Origin of the sequence: Streptomyces sp. NPDC001068 (assembly GCF_042897315.1) — a bacterium.
Taxonomy (GTDB): domain Bacteria; phylum Actinomycetota; class Actinomycetes; order Streptomycetales; family Streptomycetaceae; genus Streptomyces.
This window is the reverse complement of record NZ_JBIAYD010000001.1, coordinates 121,863-141,060: the sequence shown is the minus strand read 5'-3', so window position 1 is coordinate 141,060 and position 19,198 is coordinate 121,863. Positions and strand designations below refer to the sequence as shown.

Sequence of the window (19,198 nt, the reverse complement as noted above, 5' to 3'; positions counted from 1 at the left end):
AAACCCCGGGGGGCCCCTTATAAGTTCACCAACTCGGTGCAAACCTTTCGCGCTCCCGGGTAACGTCCGGGGGGGGGGCGGGTTGGGGGGTCCCCCCCCGCCCCCCCCCCACGGCCCGTTTCCGCGGCCGGCGCGAACGCTACGACTTCGCGGAGGGCGTCCGGGCGGCCGGCTTGTCCTTGTTCTCCGGCCGCTCCTGGACGGGGCGGTGACTGCCGCGCAGGGCGGAGGCCACGGCGGAGACCAGGGCCATGCCCGCGGCCACGCCGAACACGACGGCCAGGCCGTCGTGGAACGGACCGGAGACCAGCTGCGGGAAGAAGGTGTGGCCGGTCAGGACGGCCCGCTGGGCGCTGGTCACATGGTTCAGGACACCCTCGGCGGAGAGCAGGTGCTCGATCGGGTTGTTGCCGAGGAACGTCGCGAACAGCGTGCTCACCGGCGGCAGCGAGGCGGCGTGCGCGGCGGAGGCGGCCGGCACGCCGTGTGCCGTCAGCCCGCTCTTGAGCGTGTCGGGGAGCGAGGAGGCGAGGCCGGAGACCATCAGCGAGAAGAAGACGCCGATGGACAGCGCCGTACCGGAGTTCTGGAAGGTGGAGCGCATCCCCGAGGCGACTCCACGGTACTCGGCCGGGACGCTGCCCATGATCGACGACGTGTTCGGCGCCGAGAACATGCCCTGGCCGAGCCCGTTGAGCAGCAGCAGCGCCGCGAACAGCCCGTAGTCGAAGTCGACGGGCAGCGCGAGCAGGCCGAGGAAGGACAGCGTCACGACCACCAGGCCCGCGGTGGAGAAGAACCGGGCGCCGAACCGGTCCGACAGGTAGCCGGAGACCGGGCCCGCGACCAGGAAACCGAGCGTGAGCGGCAGCATGAAGATGCCGGCCCACAGCGGGGTGTCCTCGAAGTCGTAGCCGTGCAGCGGGAGCCAGATGCCCTGGAGCCAGATGATGAGCATGAACTGCAGGCCGCCGCGCGCGACCGAGGTCAGCAGGGCGGCGATGTTGCCCGCCGCGAACGCCCTGTTCCGGAAGAGCGCCAGGTTGAACATGGGATCGGCGACCCGTGTCTCGACGGCGCAGAAGGCCAGCAGCAGGGCGACACCGCCGATCAGTCCGCTCAGCACCCACGGACTGCCCCAGCCGGTGGCGCTGTCGCCGTACGGCTGGATCCCGTAGGTGATGCCGGCCAGCAGGATGCCGGCGCCGGCGGCGAAGGTGATGTTGCCCAGCCAGTCGATCCGGCCGGGCCGGCCCGTCGAGGTCTCGCGCAGGCTCAGGTACGACCAGACCGTGCCGGTGATGCTGACCGGGACGCTCACCCAGAACACGGCACGCCAGTCGACGGCGGCGAGCAGCCCGCCCGCGAGCAGACCGAGGAACTGGCCCGCCAGCGCGGTGATCTGGTTGATGCCGAGGGCCATGCCGCGCTGCCGGGCCGGGAAGGCGTCGGTGAGGATGGCGGCCGAGTTGGCGGTGAGCATGGACCCGCCGAAGGCCTGCACGATCCGCCACAGGATCAGCCACATCGCGCCCGCTCCGGCGCGGAACGGATCGAGCGACAGCGCGACCGACGCACAGGCGAAGATCAGGAAGCCGAGGTTGTAGATCTTCACTCGCCCGAACATGTCGCCGAGCCGCCCGAGCACGACGACCAGGACGGCGGAGACCAGCAGGTACCCGAGGATCATCCAGAGCAGATAGCCGATGTTGCCCGGGGCGAGCGGGTCCAGGCCGATACCGCGGAAGATGGCCGGCAGCGAGATGATCACGATCGACGCGTCCATCGTCGCGATCAGCACACCGAGCGTGGTGTTGGAGAGCGCGACCCACTTGTAGCCCGGGCCGGGCGGGGTCTCCTTGTCGCGGGCCGAACGCAGCAGCGGGCCGGACCGGCCGGGCGCGCTCACAGCCGTTCCGCCAGCCGCGCGAGGAGCGGCACGGCCGCCCCGAGGGTCTCGCGTTCCCCGGCGGAGAACGTGGCGAGGACGTCCGCGAGCCGCCGCACCGACTCGGAGCGCCGCTCGGCCAGCATGGTCCGCCCCTCGTCGGTGACGGCCGCGATGCTCCGCCGGCCGTCCGCGGCGTCGGGGGTACGACGGATGAGGCCGCGCTGTTCGAGCTGGGCCAGGGTGGTGGCCATGGCCTGGGGCCGCACGCGTTCCATCTCGGCGAGCGAGGTGGGGGAGTCGGGTCCGTCGGCGGCGAGCCGCGCGAGCACGGAGACGCCCGAGAGGGAGACGTCCCCGACCGCATGGGCCTGGCGCAGCCGCCGTGTCATACGGCCCACCGCGAGCCGGAGCTCGGCGGCGAGGACGGAGGCATCGCTCGGATCTCGGGTGTCGCCGGCATCGGAGGCTATGTCTGTCTTCACATGTACTAATACTAGGTTTATCAGTCTGGACTGTTCAATCGGTCATAAGTAAAAAGCAGCCCCGCGCGAAAACGACGGAGCCGGACCGGGCCCGGTGCGGGTCGGTCCGGCTCCGTCCGGCTCGCGGAGACCTCAGGTGCAGGTGAGCTTGCGTGCCGACGCCTTGGCGGTGAGGACGCGGTGCACGGAAGCGGCGACCTTGGTGCGGAAGGAGGCGTCCGTCGCCATCTTGGCCTGGACGCCCTGCACCATCGCCGGAATGGCCGACGCCTTGACCGTGAGGACCATGTCACCGCCGGCGGACAGGAAGTTCACCGCACGCTGCGCCGGGGTGTAGGAGCGGACCGCGACCGCCTGGCCGAGGTCGTCGGAGATGACGACTCCCTTGAAGCCGAACTTGGTGCGCAGCAGCGAGTTGATCACGGTCGGCGAGAACGCGGCCAGGTGCTTCGAGTCGATCTTGGTGTACTTCGCCGAGGAGATCATCACGAACGGCGAGCCCGCGGTGATCGCGCTGCGGAAGGGCGCCAGGCTCGCGCTGGTCGGCGTGGTCACCGAGTCGACCACGTTCGCGGTGGTGTCGGTGTTGCCGATCACCTGGCCGAGGCCCGGGAAGTGCTTGACGGTCGTCAGGACCCCGGCCTTGTAGAACCCGGCGGCGAACGCGCCGCTGTGCGAGGTGACGACCGACGGGGTGTGGCCGTACTCGCGGTAGTAGCGGCCGATGGGCGCGTTGCGGGTGCCCAGGCTCGCGGGCACCACGTCGGCGACCGGCGCGAGGTTGAGATCCAGACCCGCCGCCTTCAGCTGCTTCGCCCAGGTCTCAGCCCTCGAGCGCAGGGTGGCCGTGCTCCAGCTGCCCTGGGTCAGGGCGTTGGGCATCACCGAGAAACCCGGTCCGCTGAGCACCTGGACCTGCCCGCCCTCCTGGTCGGTGGAGACGAGCAGTCCGACCCGCTTCCCGGCGACCGTGTCCGCCTGCGCGCGCGCCCCGTCGACGACCTTCTTCGTCGCCGCGGTACCCGCGGAGCTGCGGCCGGTGAGCATCACGGACCCCACGTGATACGTGCGCAGGGTGCGCAGGTCCGTGCTGCTGGGGTGGGTCGCGGCGATCCCGCCCATGAAGAGCTGGCCGACCCGCTGCGCCTGCGTCATGCCCGTGTAGACCCTGTCGGCGCAGGCGGCGTTGGTCTCGCGGTGGGCTTCCTCCCCGGCCGCCGTCGCGCCGCAGGCGCCCACGGCGAGCAGGGTCGTGGCGAGCCCGACGGCGGTGCGCCGGGCACCGGGGCCGCGGCCCGCGGGCCGGCGGACAGGTGTCGCCATGGTGCGCTCCTGATTCGTGAGAGATCCAGGCCACAGGAGCGGACCTACGCACGGCATCGGTGCCCTGCGTGGCTCGAAGCCGCCCCCAGCGCCTCACGTTACGCCGAACAGGTGCGGTGCGCGCTGCGGCCGGCCGCGACGGGCCGCAGCGCGCACCGTCCGGACCCGTACACCGGTGGGTGCCGGCGCGCCGGGACCGGTGAGCCTCAGTCGAAGAGCGGGAGCCGGGCGATGACGCGCTTGCCGACGGGTTCCGGCCGGGCCTCGAAGCCGCGCACCACCGCGAGCACGATCTCCAGGCCGTGCCCGCCGACCCGCCCCACGTCCGCCGCCCGGGCCAGCGGAAGGGTCGGATCGCTGTCCCACACCTCGATCTCCACCATGCCGTCGGCGGCGCTCAGGTGCAGGAGTATCGGGCCCGGCGCGTACTTCAGCGCGTTGGTGACGAGCTCACTGACCACCAGCCGGGCCAGCTCCAGGGTGCGGGCGGGCACCGGCAGCCCCCGTGCGGCCCCGGCACGCGCCAGGAGGTCCAGTGTCCGGGCGCGGGCGTCGGCGATACAGCCGTGCGCGCCGTCCAGGGCGACGGTCGACTCGACAGGCGCGGCATCCGTCGTCCGGGACCACTCCTCGGGCGGGACGGACTCCCCGCCGGCGATCCGCGATACCCCGTTCATGGGCGCGCGTCTACCCGGCGATCCGCCGTCGTACTCCCGCGCCGCCCGTATCGGATGTCCCCTCCCGTGCATCGCACTCCCCTTCCCTGGGCACGTTGGGTGCAGACATGGTGGCGCGGCTCGGGCCGAGAGGGTGCGGAGGACCCAGGTGGCAGACGAACACAAGGCGATGAAGCACGGCGGACTGTCCGTCATCAGGACCGACGTCGACGGCGTCACCGTGCTCGGCGTCCACGGTGAGATCGACTACGAGACGGTGGGCACGCTGGGCCGGGCCATGCCTCCGGCCGACCCCACCGCCGGCCCGCGGATCGTCGTCGACCTGAGCGGGGTCACCTTCATGGACTCCAGCGGGATCAACGCCCTGATCGCCGCGCACCAGGCGACCCGGACCGCGCAGGGGTGGCTGCGCCTCGCCGGAGTCGGGGACTCCGTCCTGCGGACCGTGCAGCTGGTGGGACTCGACACCCTCGCCACCTGTCACCCGACCGTCCGGGCCGCCATCACGGCATGAGGCCGGAGCGGCCGCTCCCACACGCCACCGCCCCCGGCGGAGCCGCGTCGAGTACCCCGGAGCGGCCGCGGCATGGCGTCCTTCGCGCCCCCCGATTCCGTACGCGGTGATACTCACGCCATACTTTGGTTGTCGGCCGACAACTGAGTTAACCTGCGACCGATTGCCCGTCGGAGGGGACCGTCGAACACGGGATCGCCGCTGGTGGACGGAGCTCTACGGCTCCGGCAGGTTCCGGGTCCTCGGGGTGGGGACCCTGGGGAGCGGAACGAGGGTTGCATGAGCGGCACGTCGGTGGACGCCCAGGTCCAGGGGCCGGGCGAACAGGAGCTGCGGCAGCTGCTGGCCGGTCTCACAGCGGTACGCGACGGTGACTTCGGCACCCGGCTGCCCTCCGACGGCGAGGGCCTGCTCGGCGACATCGCCACGGTCTTCAACGGCATGGTCGACCAGCTGTCCCTGTTCACCTCGGAAGTGACGCGCGTGGCCCGCGAGGTGGGCACCGAGGGCACGCTGGGCGGCCAGGCGCAGGTCCCCGGGGTCTCCGGCACCTGGGCGGACCTGACCGACTCGGTCAACGCCATGGCGGGCAACCTGACCACCCAGGTCCGTGACATCGCCCAGGTGGCCACCGCGGTCGCGAAGGGCGACCTGTCCCAGAAGATCGACGTGCCCGCGCGCGGCGAGATCCTGCAGCTGAAGGAGACCGTCAACACGATGGTCGACCAGCTGTCCGCGTTCGCCGACGAGGTCACCCGCGTCGCCCGCGAGGTGGGCAGCGAGGGCCGCCTCGGCGGCCAGGCGCAGGTCCCCGGCGTCGGCGGCGTCTGGCGCGACCTGACCGATTCGGTCAACTTCATGGCCGGGAACCTCACCTCCCAGGTCCGCAACGTCGCCCAGGTGACCACCGCGGTGGCGCAGGGCGACCTGTCGCAGAAGATCACGGTGGACGCCCGGGGCGAGATCCTGGAGCTGAAGAACACCATCAACACGATGGTCGACCAGCTGTCCGCGTTCGCCGACGAGGTCACCCGCGTCGCCCGCGAGGTCGGCACCGACGGCAGGCTCGGCGGCCAGGCCGACGTCAAGGGGGTCAAGGGCACCTGGCGGGACCTGACGGACTCCGTGAACTTCATGGGCGGCAACCTCACCGCCCAGGTCCGCAACGTCGCCCAGGTGGCCACGGCGGTGGCGCAGGGCGACCTGTCGCAGAAGATCACGGTGGACGCCCGGGGCGAGATCCTGGAGCTGAAGAACACCATCAACACGATGGTCGACCAGCTGTCCGCGTTCGCCGACGAGGTCACCCGCGTCGCCCGCGAGGTCGGCACCGAGGGCAACCTCGGCGGCCAGGCGATCGTGCCCGGTGTGTCCGGGACCTGGAAGGACCTCACCGACAACGTCAACGTGATGGCGTCCAACCTGACCGGTCAGGTCCGGTCCATCGCCCAGGTCGCCACCGCGGTCGCGCGCGGCGACCTGTCGCAGAAGATCACCGTGGAGGCCAAGGGCGAGGTCGCCGCGCTCGCCGACGTCATCAACACCATGGTCGACACCCTCTCGGCCTTCGCCGACGAGGTCACCCGGGTGGCCCGCGAGGTCGGCACCGAGGGCCGGCTCGGCGGCCAGGCCCACGTACCGAACGTGGCCGGGACCTGGAAGGACCTCACCGACAACGTCAACTCCATGGCCAACAACCTCACCGGGCAGGTGCGCAACATCGCCCTGGTGACGACCGCGGTGGCGGGCGGCGACCTGTCCAAGAAGATCGACGTCGACGCCCGGGGCGAGATCCTGGAACTGAAGACCACCATCAACACGATGGTCGACCAGCTCTCGTCGTTCGCCGCCGAGGTCACCCGCGTCGCCCGCGAGGTCGGCAGCGAGGGCCGGCTCGGCGGCCAGGCCGAGGTGGAGGGCGTCGAGGGCACCTGGAAGCGGCTCACGGAGAACGTCAACGAACTCGCCGGGAACCTCACCCGGCAGGTCCGCGCGATCGCCGAGGTCACCAGTGCCGTCGCGGAGGGCGACCTGACCCGCTCCATCACCGTGGTGGCGTCCGGCGAGGTCGCCGACCTCAAGGACAACATCAACTCCATGGTGGAGTCCCTGCGCGAGACCACCCGGGCCAACCAGGAACAGGACTGGCTCAAGACCAACCTCGCCCGCATCTCCGGCCTGATGCAGGGCCACCGCGACCTGCCCGTGGTCGCCGAACTCATCATGGACGAGCTGACCCCGCTGGTGTCGGCCCAGTTCGGCGCCTTCTACCTGGCGGAGGACACCGAACGCGGCCACGAACTGCGCCTGGTGGGCTCGTACGGATATCCCGACGACACCGAACGGCCCACCCGGATCCCGGTCGGGCGCTCCCTCGTCGGGCAGGCCGCACGCAACCGCCGCGTCATCATCGTCGAGGAACTGCCGGCGGGCTACGTCACCATCTCCTCCGGACTCGGACAGGCCGCGCCCAGTGCCCTGGTGGTCCTGCCCATCGTGGTCGAGGAACAGGTCCTCGGTGTCATCGAGCTGGCCTCGCTGACCCGCTTCACCCAGATCCACCAGGACCTCCTCACCCAGCTGGTGCCCACCATCGGCGTCAACCTCAACACCATCGTGGCCAACGCCCGCACCGACGAGCTGCTCGGCGAGTCCCAGCGGCTGACCTCCGAACTGCAGGCCAGGTCCGAGGAGTTGCAGGTCCAGCAGGACGAGCTGCAGCGCTCCAACGCCGAACTGGAGGAGAAGGCCTCCCTGCTGGCCTCGCAGAACCGCGACATCGAGGCGAAGAACCTGCAGATCGAGCAGGCGAGGCAGGAACTGGAGACCCGCGCCCAGCAGCTGGCGCTCGCCTCCAAGTACAAGTCGGAGTTCCTGGCCAACATGAGCCACGAGCTGCGCACCCCGCTCAACAGCCTGCTGATCCTGGCCCAGTTGCTGGCCCAGAACCCCTCGCGCAACCTCACCCCGAAGCAGGTCGAGTACGCGGGCATCATCCACTCGGCGGGCTCGGACCTGCTGCAGCTGATCAACGACATCCTCGACCTCTCCAAGGTGGAGGCCGGCAAGATGGACGTGGCGCCCGAACGGGTCCCGCTGCGCCAGCTGCTGGAGTACGTCGAGGCCACGTTCCGGCCGATGACCACTCAGAAGAGCCTCGAATTCACCGTGGCCACGGCGCCCGGCACACCCGCCGACCTGCTCACCGACGACTCCCGGCTGCGCCAGATCCTGCGCAACCTGCTCTCCAACGCGGTGAAGTTCACCGAACAGGGCGGCGTCGAGCTGCGGATCGAGCCGGCCGCCGACCGCGAGGTGCCGGCGGGCGTGCTGCGCGGTGGCCCGGTCGTGGCCTTCCGGGTCGTCGACACCGGTATCGGCATCCCGCACCAGCAGCTGGAGACGATCTTCGGCGCCTTCCAGCAGGCCGACGGGACCACCAGCCGCAAGTACGGCGGCACCGGCCTCGGCCTGTCCATCACCCGCGAGATCGCCCACCTGCTCGGCGGCGCGGTCACCGTCGACAGCACACCGGGGCAGGGCAGCACGTTCACGCTGTATCTGCCGGTCGCGCGCGCCGACTTCGAGGACCTGCTGGAGAGCGGCGGCCGGCCGGTGGAGCAGCCCCGCGCCCTCGACGCCTCGGAGCGGTCCCCGGCGCCCCGGCAGCTCCCCGCCGCCGCGCCGGCTCCCGAGCACCGAAGGCGCCGCCTCCTCGTGATCGAGGAGCGCCCGCGCGGCCTGCTCACCCTGGTCGCCGAGCGGGCCGTGGCGGACCTCGCGGACTCCGGCGACCCGCACGGGGCGATCGACCTCATCACCGCCGTGGGGGCCCAGGAGGCGGCGAGCACGCTGGCGGCCGAACCCTGCCACTGCGTCGTCCTCGAACTGGGCATGCCCGGCAAGGAGGGCGCGGACTTCCTGGAGGCCATGCGCGGCGACTCCGCGCTGGCCAGCGTGCCCGTCCTGGTGCACACCGGACACCGGGTCGATCTCGCGCAGGAGCAGGCGCTGCGCGCCCTCGCGGGCGGCCGGCCGCTGGACTTCCTGTCCAGCCTGGACGATCTGCGCGAGCGCATCACCCTGCACCTGTCCGCCGAACAGCCCGGCGACGTGTTGTCGCTGGTGCGCGCCGAGGAGCCGCACCGGCCGGCCGCGCAGGTCGTGGACGACGCCTTCCGCGGCCGGACGGTCCTGGTGGTCGACGACGACGCGCGCAACCTGTTCGCCCTCAGCGGCGTACTCGAACTGCACGGCTTCCAGGTCCTGCACGCCGACAACGGCCGCAAGGGCATCGAGATGCTGCTGGCCCACCCGGACGTCTGCCTGGTGCTGATGGACGTGATGATGCCGGAGATGGACGGTTACTCCGCCACCGCGGAGATCCGCGCCATGCCCCAGTACGCGGAGCTGCCCATCATCGCCGTCACCGCGAAGGCCATGCCGGGCGACCAGGAGAAGAGCCTCGCCTCGGGGGCCAACGACTACATCACCAAGCCCGTCGACACCAACGACCTCATCGCCCGCGTCCGCCGCTGGCTGGCCGTGTGACCACACGCCGGCGCCACGGCGTCCACCAGCAGGCCGCGTAACGCCCAGGGGCGTCCCAGCCGAGAAACAGGCCCACCGTGAGTGAACTCCGTCCATCGCCCGAACGCCCCGAGCCGCCCGGCTCCGACGACCCGGAAGGCGTACCGGGCACGCCGCGGGACGTCGTCCCGGTGGACACCGGGCCCCCCGGCGCCGACGACACGCCGGAGGCCCCTGCCGACGGGCTCGGCGGGCCCGACGGGCCGTCCCCGCTCGGCAGGCTGGCGGCGACCGTGGAACGGCTGCGCCGCGAGGTGCGGGAGGCACACGCCGAGGCCGACGGGCGGGCCCTGATCGAGCTGGCCAAGGGCATCCTCGTGGAACGGCTGGGCTACGGCCCGGCGCAGGCGGCCCGGCAGCTCGCCGAACTCGCCGAGCAGGCCCGGGTGACCCCCCTGGAGTTCGCGGTCGACGTCATCAACCAGGCCGCACGGGACCGGCTGTCGGAGGTGACCGCCGCGTTCCTCGCGGCCACCGCGGCCGGGACCGAGACCGTCGACCCCGCCGACACCCACTTCTCCCCGGTACGGCTGCGGGCCGCCGAGAGCGGTGCGCTGGCCGCCCAGGACACCCAGGCCGTGGCCGAGTCCCTGCTGGAGCACGCGCTGGCCCCGCTGGGCGCGGAGGCCGTCGCCATCTGGGCCCTGGGCGCGGACGGCTCGCTCACCCTGGCGGGCCACGCCGGATTCTCCGTCGCGGAGGCCGGACGCTGGCGGCACGTGCCACCGGGGGTGGCGACGGTGGGCCGCCGCGGCCTCACCGAACGCTCCGGCCACTGGATCCGCAGCCTGGCCGAGACCGGGCTGCCCTCCATCGGCCAGCACCACCATCCCGAGGGCGGCCGGGTCGCCGTCGCGGCCGGCACCGGCGGGCGCATCCACGGCGTGCTGGAGATCGTCTGGGCCGTGCCGCTGGACACACCGCCCGCGCCGGTCGTCCGGCAGGTCGAGGCGCTGGCCGAACTGTGCGCGCACACCCTGGACACCGGATCCCCCGACCAGGACCACGGCGGCACCGGCCGGCCCCTCCTGCCCGGCGTCACCGAACTGACGGACCTGGCCGACGGGCTGCACGACCCCGCCCTGGTGCTCGTACCGCACCTGGGCGCCGACGGCGACCTCGTGGACTTCCGCATCCACCACGTCAACGGCCGCTTCCTGGACCCCGGCGGCAGACCCCGGGCCGTCATCAACGGCGCCCTGGTGCTGGAGGCCTATCCGATGGCCGCCGGCCACAGCGAGCTCTTCGAGCGGATCGAGCGCGTCTACGCCACCGGCGAGCCCTACCGCGCCCACCGCATGCGGCTCACCGCGGTGGTCGACGAGGTCCCGCTGGCCGCGGTCGCCGACATCAACATCAGCCGGCACGGCGACTGCGTCCTGCTCATCTGGCGCATCGAGGACGACACCGCCCGGCTGGCCAGCCTGCTCCAGCACGCGCAGCGCCTCGGCCGCATCGGCGGCTTCGAGGAGAACCTCCTCACCGGCGAGATCACCTGGAACGGCCAGCTGTTCCACCTGTACGGCAAGCCGGACTCCGACACCCCGGTGCCGCTGCAGGACCTGGCGGGCCACGCCCATCCGGACGACGCGGTGACCATCGGCCGTTTCCTGCGCACCCTGCTCCACCACCGCAGGCCCGCGTCCACCGCCTTCCGGCTGCAGCGCCCGGACGGGGTCACCCGCCACATCCGGGTGGTGGCGGAACCGGTCCTCGACTCCGGCGGGCAGCCGTACGTCGTACGCGGCGCCTACCAGGACATCTCCGCGCACCACTGGACCGAGGTCGCGCTCGCCGCGACCCGCGACCAGCTCGCCCACACCGAGCAGCAGGCCAGCGAACGCAACCGGCTCACCCTCCAGCTCCAGCACGCCATCATGCCGCCCGCCCAGACCCCGCTGGCGGTTCCGGGACTGGACCTGGCCGTGCGCTACCGGCCCGCGGAGACCCAGCATCTGGTCGGCGGCGACTGGTACGACGCGGTCCTGCTGCCGTCCGGGCTGGTGCTGGTGTGCGTGGGGGACGTCGCCGGGCACGGCATCGCGGCCGCCACCAGCATGGTCGTCCTGCGCAACGCGCTGCGCGGACTGGCCGTGACCGGCGCGGGACCGGGGCAGCTGCTGTCCTGGCTGAACATGGTCACCCACCACCTGACCGGTGCCGTCACCGCCACCGCGGTGTGCGGCCTCTACGACCCCGACCGCCACACCCTGCGCTGGGCGCGGGCCGGCCATCTGCCGCCCGTACTGGTGCGCGACGGTGAGGCGGAGGCGCTGCCCCTGGTGAAGGGGTTGCTGCTGGGCGCCGTACCGGAGGCCGGGTACCTGGAACACGAGGTGCAGCTCGCGGTGGGGGACACGCTGCTGATGTACACGGACGGTCTGATCGAACGCCGTGACCGCTCCGTGGAGGAGTCCCTGGCGCAGCTGCTGACGACCGCGCGCACGGTTCCGCCGACCCTGGACCAGCAACTGGACCGCCTGCTGACGCACAGCCGCTCCGACACGGACGACGACACCTGCCTCGTGGGCATCCGGGTGGCGTCGCGCTGACGCGGCCGGGGACGGGGAACCTCTACGGCGTCAACCGTGCGATCAGGGGTACCCGTCCTCGCGGAGGTGTCTGATGTTCGAAGCAGGTGATATCCGGGAGTGGCGCGGTCACGACGTGATCGACACCTCGGGGCACAAGGTCGGCGTCCTGGAATCGGTCTACGTCGACACCGCGACCGACCTGCCCTGCTACGCGACCGTGACGGTCGGGCTGCCCACCCGCCGTCGGCTGGTGTTCGTGCCCCTCGCGGACGCGACCGTCGGTCCGGGCTATCTGAAGGTCGCCTACGACAAGGACACGGTCAAGAAGGCCCCCGCGATCGACACGGACGGCGAACTGCCGGCCGAGCAGGAGCCGGCGGTCTTCGCGCACTACGCACTCGAGTACACACCGGGCGCCGGCGGCGAACGCCGCCTGGCCCGCCGCTGACCCCGGCGCAGCCGACGGCCGACAGGAGAGTCCGATGAGTCTGTTCCTGCTGATGATCCTCGTGGCCCTGGTCCTGGGCATCATCGGGTTCACCGCCCACGGACTGTTCTATCTGCTGGTCATCGGCGCGGTGGTGCTGCTCGCAGATCTCGTCTACGCCGCGCTCAGGATCCGGCACGCGGGGCGGCGGCGCGTGGTCCGCTGACCGTCACCCGTCGGCCTCGGTGACCGTGAACAGCCGGAGGGCACCGGTGATCGTCAGGAGCCGGGTGACGGCGGGCCGCAGTGGGCCGACGAGCACCAGGCCGCGCCCGGAGGTCTGATGGCGCAGGCGCGCTTGGACGAGGGCGTTGAGAAGCATGCTGTCGGCGAAGGTGACCTCTCGCAGGTCGACCGCGGTCACGGGCATCGCCGCCCGGTCGGCCGCGTCCCAGGCCTGTTCGAAGCCCTCCAGCGCGGCGTAGTCCACGTCGCCGCGCACGCTGATCACGAAGGTCTGACCGTCGTGGTCGATACGCGCGCTCAGTTCGGAAGCCGCAGGCATCGGGCCGTCCCTGTGTCAACTCTCGGTTCCGGGATCCACGAGACATAGCACACATCCGACGCGGATCGCCGCAAAATAGGGGTAGTCGAAGGGAGGTAAGAGAGACATCGGGAGTGACGTCGAGAACTGTTGTCGTTTGACAATAATGGCCATGAGGCAAGAGAGTAGCCGAGTCGGACGTACACGGGGAAGGACCTGGAATGTTCCGGTGGACAGGGACCGTCCCCGACACCGGCCGCCATCGTCATGGAGCGGTGGTGGCACCGGTTCCGTGAGCGTTGTTCAGGCGGTCCGGCTGCCGGACTCGGGAGCCTCGTCGGGTATCTGCGTCGCCGCGGTGGCACAGAACGCCTCGAGCCCTTCCAGGAGAGCGACACGCTTGGCGGCGGGCATGTCCGCCAGCACCTTCCGCAACTCGTTCTCCCGGCGGGCACGCAGATCGGCAAGGAAGGAGCGGCCCGGGCCGCTGAGGTGCAGCCGCACCTCGCGCCGGTCCTCCGCGCCCACCACGCGCTCGATGAACCCCGCGGCCTGCAACCGGTCGCACAGTCGGCTCGTGGACGGCGGGGTGGAGGCGAGGGACTCGGCGAGAGTGCGCAGGTTGATGCCGTCGTGGTGCTCGAGGATGTGCAGCACCCGCAACTGCGAGGCGGAGGTGGGCGCGGTCGAGGCACGGCCCCACACGACTTCCAGCAGCTCGACGGCCTTCGTGGTCACACGTGCGACCTCATCGGGCTCTGGGCGGCGGCGGAAGGCAGTCACGATCACACTCTCGCAGGCACTGGGGCTTCTTTCAGCCTACTAGGAGCCCCAGCCCCCACGGACACCCCTCGGAACGACCGACGCGGCTCGTCGCGAGGCCCCGCCTCCTCGGCCGGGCCCGCACGCTGCCGGCAGAAAGAATGGTGCATTCCACATCGTGAACAGATTCCAGACCGCTGAGCGCGCCGTGCGCACAGCGGCTCCCCACGAGTTGCTCGACGCCGTCCGCGTCGTGCTGACCGAGCAGTACGGTGCGCAGGCCGTCGAGCTCTTCATGGCCGACTACGGCCTGACGGCGCTGCAGCCGGTGTCGGTGCGGCCTCACAACCTGGAGGCGGTACCGGTGCACGGCAGTCCCGCCGGGCGCGCCTTCGGCTCGCAGGAGCCCTACTGCGAGGACGGCCAGGACGGGGGGACGCGCGTGCACCTGCCGGTCAGCGTGCGCGGCGACCGGCTCGGGGTGCTGTCCCTGACGCTGCCCGGCGACGAGGCCGCGCGCGGATACGTCTCCGAACTGGCCGAGATCGCCGACGTGCTGGCCCACGAGGTGCTGGTGGCCGAGCGCGACACGGACCTGTATCTCCAGGCGCGGCGCAAGGACCGGCTCACCCTGGCGGCCGAGATGCAGTGGCAGCTGCTGCCCGGCCGATCCTGCACCCGCCCCGAGTACGACCTCGGCGGTCAGCTGGAGCCCGCGTACGCCGTCTTCGGGGACAACTTCGACTGGTCCGCCACCGCCGACCACCTGATGCTCTACGTCACGAACGGCATGGGCGAGGGCATAGAGGCGGCGCTCCTGACCAGCCTCGCCATCAACGCCCTGCGCAACGCGCGCCGCGCCGGCATCTCCCTCGCCGACCAGGCGGCCCTCGCCGACCAGGCCGTCTACGCCCACTACCGGGGCCGCAGCTACCTGTCGGTCCTCATGCTCGACTTCGACCTGGACTCCGGGCGGGTGAGCGTCGTGGACGCCGGTTCACCGCAGCTCCTGCGACTGCGCGGCAGCACCGTGGAACGCATCCCGTTCGAGGCGCAACTGCCCCTCGGCATGTTCGAGGAGACGGACTACGTGGCGCAGGACTTCGAGGTCGAGCCGGGAGACCGCCTCGTCTTCGTCAGCGACGGCGTCCACGCGGTGTACTCCCCGAAGGGCGAGGCGTACGGCGACCGCGCACTGGCCCGGGCCATGCACTCCACCCGGCTGCTGCCCGCGGCGGAGGTGCCCCGCGCCATACTGCGCGAACTGGCGGTGCACCGCGGCGAGTCCGTCCTCGCGACGGACGACGCCCTGGTCGTCTGCGTGGACTGGCGAGGCCGCCCCGACCCGACCTGACCCGAACCGCGCCCCGGGGAGGGTCCCGGCCGCGGTGATTTCCGCTGCCAGGGGGCGGGGTTGCTTCCGGCCGCAGCGGTCCGCCGCTGTCACCGCCCGGGGTTGCTTCCGGCAGCCGTGATCCGCCGCTGTCACCGTCCGGGGTTGTTTCCGGCCGCCGTGGTCCGCCGTTGACACGGCCAGGTGCCCGCACCCGGCCGTGCGAACGTCCGGCCGACCGCGGGGGACCGCCCACGCCGAGCGGGACGCCCGATGGCGTCAGGGACCGGCGCTCCGCCGGACCGGCCCGGCCCGTCGACGACCGGGCCGCCCGCGCCGGCCCGCGCGGTCGGGGAGTCAGGGACCGGGACCGCTGTCCCGGCGGCCCTCGGAGGTGCGGCCGTGGGCCGTGAGAAACCCCTGGAGCCCCTCCGCGATGGCCTCCCGCTCCGTCGGCTCCATGGCCTCGAGCACGACGGCCAGGGCGTGCGCTCTGCGCGAGGCCACCTCGTCGAGGATCCGGCGCCCCTGCCCCGTCAGGGACAGCCGCACCTCGCGCCGCTTGTGCGGATGCAGCACGCGCTCCAGCAGGCCCGCCGCCTCCAGCCGGTCGCACAGCCGGCTGGCGGTCGGCAGCCCGATTTTCATGCCCACCGCGAGCGCCGTGAGGTTGAGGCCGGGCTCCTCACCCAGTATCCGCAGGCCCCGCAGCTGGTGCGGGGACAGGCGCAGGCTCGCGCCCTGCGCGGCGTCCGACCACAGGTGGGCCAGACAGTCCACGGCGTCGGCAAGCGCCGAGGCGAGAGGGACGGGACCGTCGCGCGGTCCGCCTGATCGGTCGTCCCGAGAACCACTCAGACCAGTCACCGAGGCATCGCTCTCCGAATCCCGCCGTCATTGCAGGTATCACCTATGCAAACGCCGTACCCGAAGAGCCGCCCTGCAAGCACGTCAGGTGCGCCTCATCCGTCAGGACAGCCTGCTCCAGACCAGTTCGGCCGTGCGATCCGCGCCCCACAGGCGGGTGGGGGAGGCGATCCCGAGGGTGAGGAGCGGGCCGTCGAACCTCACCTGCCGCACCTGTGACCGCCCGATCCAGTTCGGGAAGAGGCTGACGGTGACGTGGTGCTCGACGGTGGCGGGACCGACGACCTCGAACGGGCCGCCGTAGGAGAGGTAGCCGGCCGCCGCCCTGGCCAGCTCCTCGTCGGCCGCCTCCTCCAGCCGTGCCGACCGCAGCGGCGGGCGGTCACCGCGGCCCAGCTGGGCGGACATGTATCCCCCGGCGGTGTAGACGATCAGGCCGTACGGCCTGGCGCCGAGCGGTCTGACGACCTCCCCGCCGGTGCTCGTGGCGGTGTACGACTCCAGTCGCCACGCACCGAGCAGCCTGTCGCGGACCACGTCACGCGCCGCGCGCTCACCGCCCTCCGCTGTCGTCGGGTCGCAGCACTGCGCTGTCGTCGGATCGTCGATGGACACGGCGGGGCCGCCTTTCGTCGAGGAGGGCACGGGAGCCCGCTCGCAGAGGGGGAACGGGTCCGTGCGGATGGTCAGTGCCGGCCGGGTTCGCCGTCGACGAGCCGCCACAGGTGCAGCGGGTTCGCCTCGCGCAGGGGCTCCGGCAGCAGGTCGTCCGGGAAGTTCTGGTACGTCACCGGGCGGACGAACCGCTCGATCGCGCCCATGCCCACGGAGGTGAACCGGCTGTCGGAGGTCGCCGGGAACGGGCCGCCGTGCGTGGTGGCGTGGGAGACCTCCTGCGGGATCGAGAAGGCGTTGAACACGATGCGGCCGGTCCGCCGCTCCAGGATCGGCAGGAGCCGTTCGGCCGCGTCGCGGTCGGCGCCGTCGGCCTGCACGGTGGCCGAGAGCTGTCCGCGGAAGGCGCGGGCCACCTCGAACAACTGCTCCACACCGGTCAGCCGCACCAGCAGCACCGCGGGGCCGAAGGTCTCCTCACGGAGGGCGGGCTCGGCCAGCAGACGCTCGCCGGTGACCTCGAACAGCAGGGCCTGGCCGTCCCCGGCGCGGACCGGGTCCGTTCCCGCGCCGATCAGCGTGGCCCCGCCGTCCTCCGTACGCCGCGTGCCCCGGGTGTAGGCGTCGTGGATGCCGGGGGTGAGCATGGTCCGGGCGGCCGCCCTGCGGATCTCGGCGGCCGCGGCGTCGCGCAGGTCCCCGAAGCCCGGCCCGTCGACGGCGAGCAGGACGGCCGGCTTCAGACAGGCCTGCCCGACGTTGTACATGGCGCGCTGCACCAGGCCCGCGCCGATCTCCGCACCGCGGGCGGCCAGCGCCGCGGGCAGGACGAAGGTCGGGTTCACGCTGGTCATCTCGGTGAACACGGGGACGGGGTCGGGCCGGCGCTGGGCCCGGCGGTACAGGGCCATGCCGCCTGCCTCGGAGCCGGTGAAGGTGACCGCCCGGACCAGCGGGTGATCGACCAGGGCCTCGCCGATCTCGTTGCCGGCGCCGCGGACGAGGGAGAAGACGCCTTCGGGGAGCCCGGACTCGGCGACCGCCTGCCGGATGACCCGGCCCTGGATCTCCGAGGCGCCGGGGTGGGCGTTGTGGGCCTTCACCACGACGGGACAGCCGGCCGCCAGAGCGGAGGCGGTGTCGCCGCCCAGCACGGAGTAGGAGATCGGGAAGTTGCTGGCGCCGAAGACCACCACCGGGCCCAGGGCCACCTTCTGCAGCCGGTGGTCCATGCGGGCTGCCGGCAGGCGGTCCGGCTGCGCGGTGTCCACGGACACCTGGAGGAAGCGGCCCGCGCGGACGACGTCGGCGAACCCGCGGAACACCCCGGCGGTGCGCACCGCCTCGCTCTCCAGCTGGGCCGCGGGCAGGCCGGTCTCCAGTGCGGCACGGGCGGCGAGTTCGTCCTTGGCCGCCTCCAGCTTGTCCGCGACGAGGTCGAGGAACGCGGCCCGCCCGGCGAGCGAGGTGTGGCTGTAGGCGTCGAAGGCGTCGTCCGCGAGGCGGAGCGCGCGGTCGATCTCGGCCGCGCCCCCGAAGGCGAACTCGGGCTCGAGGAACTCCCCGGTGGCGGGGTCGAGCGCCTTCATGGTCCCGGCGGTGGCGGCGACCCCGGCCGCGCCGATCAGCAGTTCTCCGGTCAGGTTCATGCGTGTGCTCATGCGTGTGCTCCCTCGAACGCGGCGGTCAGCTCGTCCGTGGTGGTGATGGCGTGGGCGTAGGTGGGGCCGTTCAGCTCGTGCGCGGCGTGCATCATCGCGGGCTGGAAGGCGGCCGTGGCGTCGCGCACCAGCGTCACGTGGTAGCCGAGCTCCATGGCGTACCGGCCGGTGGACTCGATGCAGGTGTTCGCGAGGAGACCGATCAGTACGACGTGGGTGATGCCGTGCTGCTTGAGCTGGAAGTCGAGGTCGGTGTTGGCGAACCCGCTCTGCGCCCAGTGCTCCTGGATCACGATGTCGTCGGATCGCGGCTGGAAGTCGGGGTGGAACTCCCCGCCCCAGGTGCCGCGGGCGAAGCTGTGCCGCTCCATGACGCTGAGCTGGGTGGGGTTGGGGTGGGCCCACGTCGCGTAGTCGCCCGGCTCCCAGCGGCGGTGCGGGACGAACACCACGCGGACGCCTGCCTCGCGGGCGGAGCCGACGACGGATCGCAGGTGGTCGAGCAGGCCGATCTCCTGGGCCATGGACTCCAGGCGCGGCCATATCTGGCCGCCCTCGGACAGGAAGTCGTTGTACGGATCGACGAGCAGGACGGCCGTGTGACGGGGGTCGTAGGTGGGGGACATGTCGAACTCCAATCTGGATTATGGCTCACATCCACATCCACATTCAGGATTACTTCCGTCATCCTGAAAGTCAAACGTGTGCCGGCCGTCGAACCCGGAGGGGCTGAGGATGATGAACGTCATCCAGCTGAGTGATGAGTGAACGGGGAGCCACGCCCGCACAGGGGAAGAGAACCCGGCGAGCCGCCGGTGGGTTCGCTGACGGACGGGCAGACGGGCGGACAGGCGAGCGGGCGGTCCGGAGCCGGAGTCGAAGTCGGAGGCGCGGCGCGAACCCGCTGCGGAAGACCGGACCCGGACGGGACGCCCCCTACGGGCACGTCGCGTCACGCGACGGCCCCGCGCCCCCGGC

General features: G+C 71.9%; 16 protein-coding genes. 6 read left to right on the top strand and 10 right to left on the bottom strand.

What is annotated here, in order from left to right; all coding sequences use genetic code 11:
* Nucleotides 1–139: 139 nt before the first annotated feature.
* The 4 genes from ACFY3I_RS00655 to ACFY3I_RS00640 form a co-directional block, all read right to left on the bottom strand.
* Nucleotides 140–1,786: an MFS transporter gene (locus ACFY3I_RS00655; protein WP_390859402.1), complete on the bottom strand. Its 1,647-nt coding sequence runs from the start codon at nt 1,784–1,786 to the stop codon at nt 140–142.
* Nucleotides 1,787–1,905: 119 nt separating this feature from the next.
* Nucleotides 1,906–2,373: a MarR family winged helix-turn-helix transcriptional regulator gene (locus ACFY3I_RS00650; protein WP_390858716.1), complete on the bottom strand. Its 468-nt coding sequence runs from the start codon at nt 2,371–2,373 to the stop codon at nt 1,906–1,908.
* A gap of 132 nt (nt 2,374–2,505) precedes the next feature.
* Nucleotides 2,506–3,696, bottom strand: coding sequence for a glycoside hydrolase family 3 N-terminal domain-containing protein (locus ACFY3I_RS00645; protein WP_390858715.1), 1,191 nt, complete (start codon nt 3,694–3,696; stop codon nt 2,506–2,508).
* Nucleotides 3,697–3,902: 206 nt separating this feature from the next.
* Complete coding sequence (locus tag ACFY3I_RS00640) at nt 3,903–4,373, bottom strand: ATP-binding protein (protein WP_390858714.1); 471 nt, start codon at nt 4,371–4,373, stop codon at nt 3,903–3,905.
* 148 nt (nt 4,374–4,521) lie between these two features.
* On the opposite strand from ACFY3I_RS00640, the gene ACFY3I_RS00635 reads away from it, so the two are divergent.
* From ACFY3I_RS00635 to ACFY3I_RS00615, 5 genes are all read left to right on the top strand, one after another.
* A complete protein-coding gene (locus ACFY3I_RS00635; RefSeq protein ID WP_390858713.1) occupies nt 4,522–4,887 on the top strand; it encodes an STAS domain-containing protein in 366 nt (121 codons plus the stop codon).
* Nucleotides 4,888–5,166: 279 nt separating this feature from the next.
* Nucleotides 5,167–9,438, top strand: coding sequence for a HAMP domain-containing protein (locus tag ACFY3I_RS00630; protein WP_390858712.1), 4,272 nt, complete (start codon nt 5,167–5,169; stop codon nt 9,436–9,438).
* 77 nt (nt 9,439–9,515) lie between these two features.
* Nucleotides 9,516–12,029, top strand: a complete 2,514-nt coding sequence (locus tag ACFY3I_RS00625; RefSeq protein ID WP_390858711.1) for a SpoIIE family protein phosphatase — start codon at nt 9,516–9,518, stop codon at nt 12,027–12,029.
* 73 nt (nt 12,030–12,102) lie between these two features.
* Complete coding sequence (locus ACFY3I_RS00620; protein WP_365291305.1) at nt 12,103–12,459, top strand: PRC-barrel domain-containing protein; 357 nt, start codon at nt 12,103–12,105, stop codon at nt 12,457–12,459.
* A 34-nt stretch (nt 12,460–12,493) separates the two neighbouring features.
* Nucleotides 12,494–12,664, top strand: coding sequence for a hypothetical protein (locus ACFY3I_RS00615; protein ID WP_390858710.1), 171 nt, complete (start codon nt 12,494–12,496; stop codon nt 12,662–12,664).
* A 3-nt stretch (nt 12,665–12,667) separates the two neighbouring features.
* Here the strand turns inward: ACFY3I_RS00615 and ACFY3I_RS00610 are convergent, their stop codons facing one another.
* Nucleotides 12,668–13,003 carry an STAS domain-containing protein gene (locus ACFY3I_RS00610; protein ID WP_390858709.1) on the bottom strand — a complete coding sequence of 112 codons (336 nt, stop codon included), beginning with the start codon at nt 13,001–13,003 and terminating at the stop codon, nt 12,668–12,670.
* 282 nt (nt 13,004–13,285) lie between these two features.
* Nucleotides 13,286–13,720, bottom strand: a complete 435-nt coding sequence (locus tag ACFY3I_RS00605; RefSeq protein ID WP_365291300.1) for a MarR family transcriptional regulator — start codon at nt 13,718–13,720, stop codon at nt 13,286–13,288.
* Between the two features lie 202 nt (nt 13,721–13,922).
* Between ACFY3I_RS00605 and ACFY3I_RS00600 the strand changes: the two genes are divergently transcribed.
* The gene (locus tag ACFY3I_RS00600) at nt 13,923–15,098 is read left to right on the top strand and encodes a PP2C family protein-serine/threonine phosphatase (RefSeq protein ID WP_390858708.1); all 1,176 of its coding nucleotides are present in this window, start codon (nt 13,923–13,925) and stop codon (nt 15,096–15,098) included.
* Nucleotides 15,099–15,434: 336 nt separating this feature from the next.
* Here ACFY3I_RS00600 and ACFY3I_RS00595 read toward each other — a convergent pair whose 3' ends face one another.
* The 4 genes from ACFY3I_RS00595 to ACFY3I_RS00580 all read right to left on the bottom strand — a co-directional run bounded on the left by ACFY3I_RS00595 (nt 15,435) and on the right by ACFY3I_RS00580 (nt 18,846).
* Nucleotides 15,435–15,944 carry a MarR family winged helix-turn-helix transcriptional regulator gene (locus ACFY3I_RS00595; RefSeq protein WP_390858707.1) on the bottom strand — a complete coding sequence of 170 codons (510 nt, stop codon included), beginning with the start codon at nt 15,942–15,944 and terminating at the stop codon, nt 15,435–15,437.
* Between the two features lie 102 nt (nt 15,945–16,046).
* Nucleotides 16,047–16,559 carry a lipocalin-like domain-containing protein gene (locus ACFY3I_RS00590; protein ID WP_390858706.1) on the bottom strand — a complete coding sequence of 171 codons (513 nt, stop codon included), beginning with the start codon at nt 16,557–16,559 and terminating at the stop codon, nt 16,047–16,049.
* Nucleotides 16,560–16,630: 71 nt separating this feature from the next.
* A complete protein-coding gene (locus tag ACFY3I_RS00585) occupies nt 16,631–18,220 on the bottom strand; it encodes an aldehyde dehydrogenase (NADP(+)) (protein ID WP_390858705.1) in 1,590 nt (529 codons plus the stop codon).
* Nucleotides 18,217–18,846, bottom strand: coding sequence for an isochorismatase family cysteine hydrolase (locus ACFY3I_RS00580; RefSeq protein WP_390858704.1), 630 nt, complete (start codon nt 18,844–18,846; stop codon nt 18,217–18,219). The genes ACFY3I_RS00585 and ACFY3I_RS00580 overlap by 4 nt, the downstream gene beginning before the upstream one ends.
* Between the last annotated feature and the right edge of the window lie 352 nt (nt 18,847–19,198).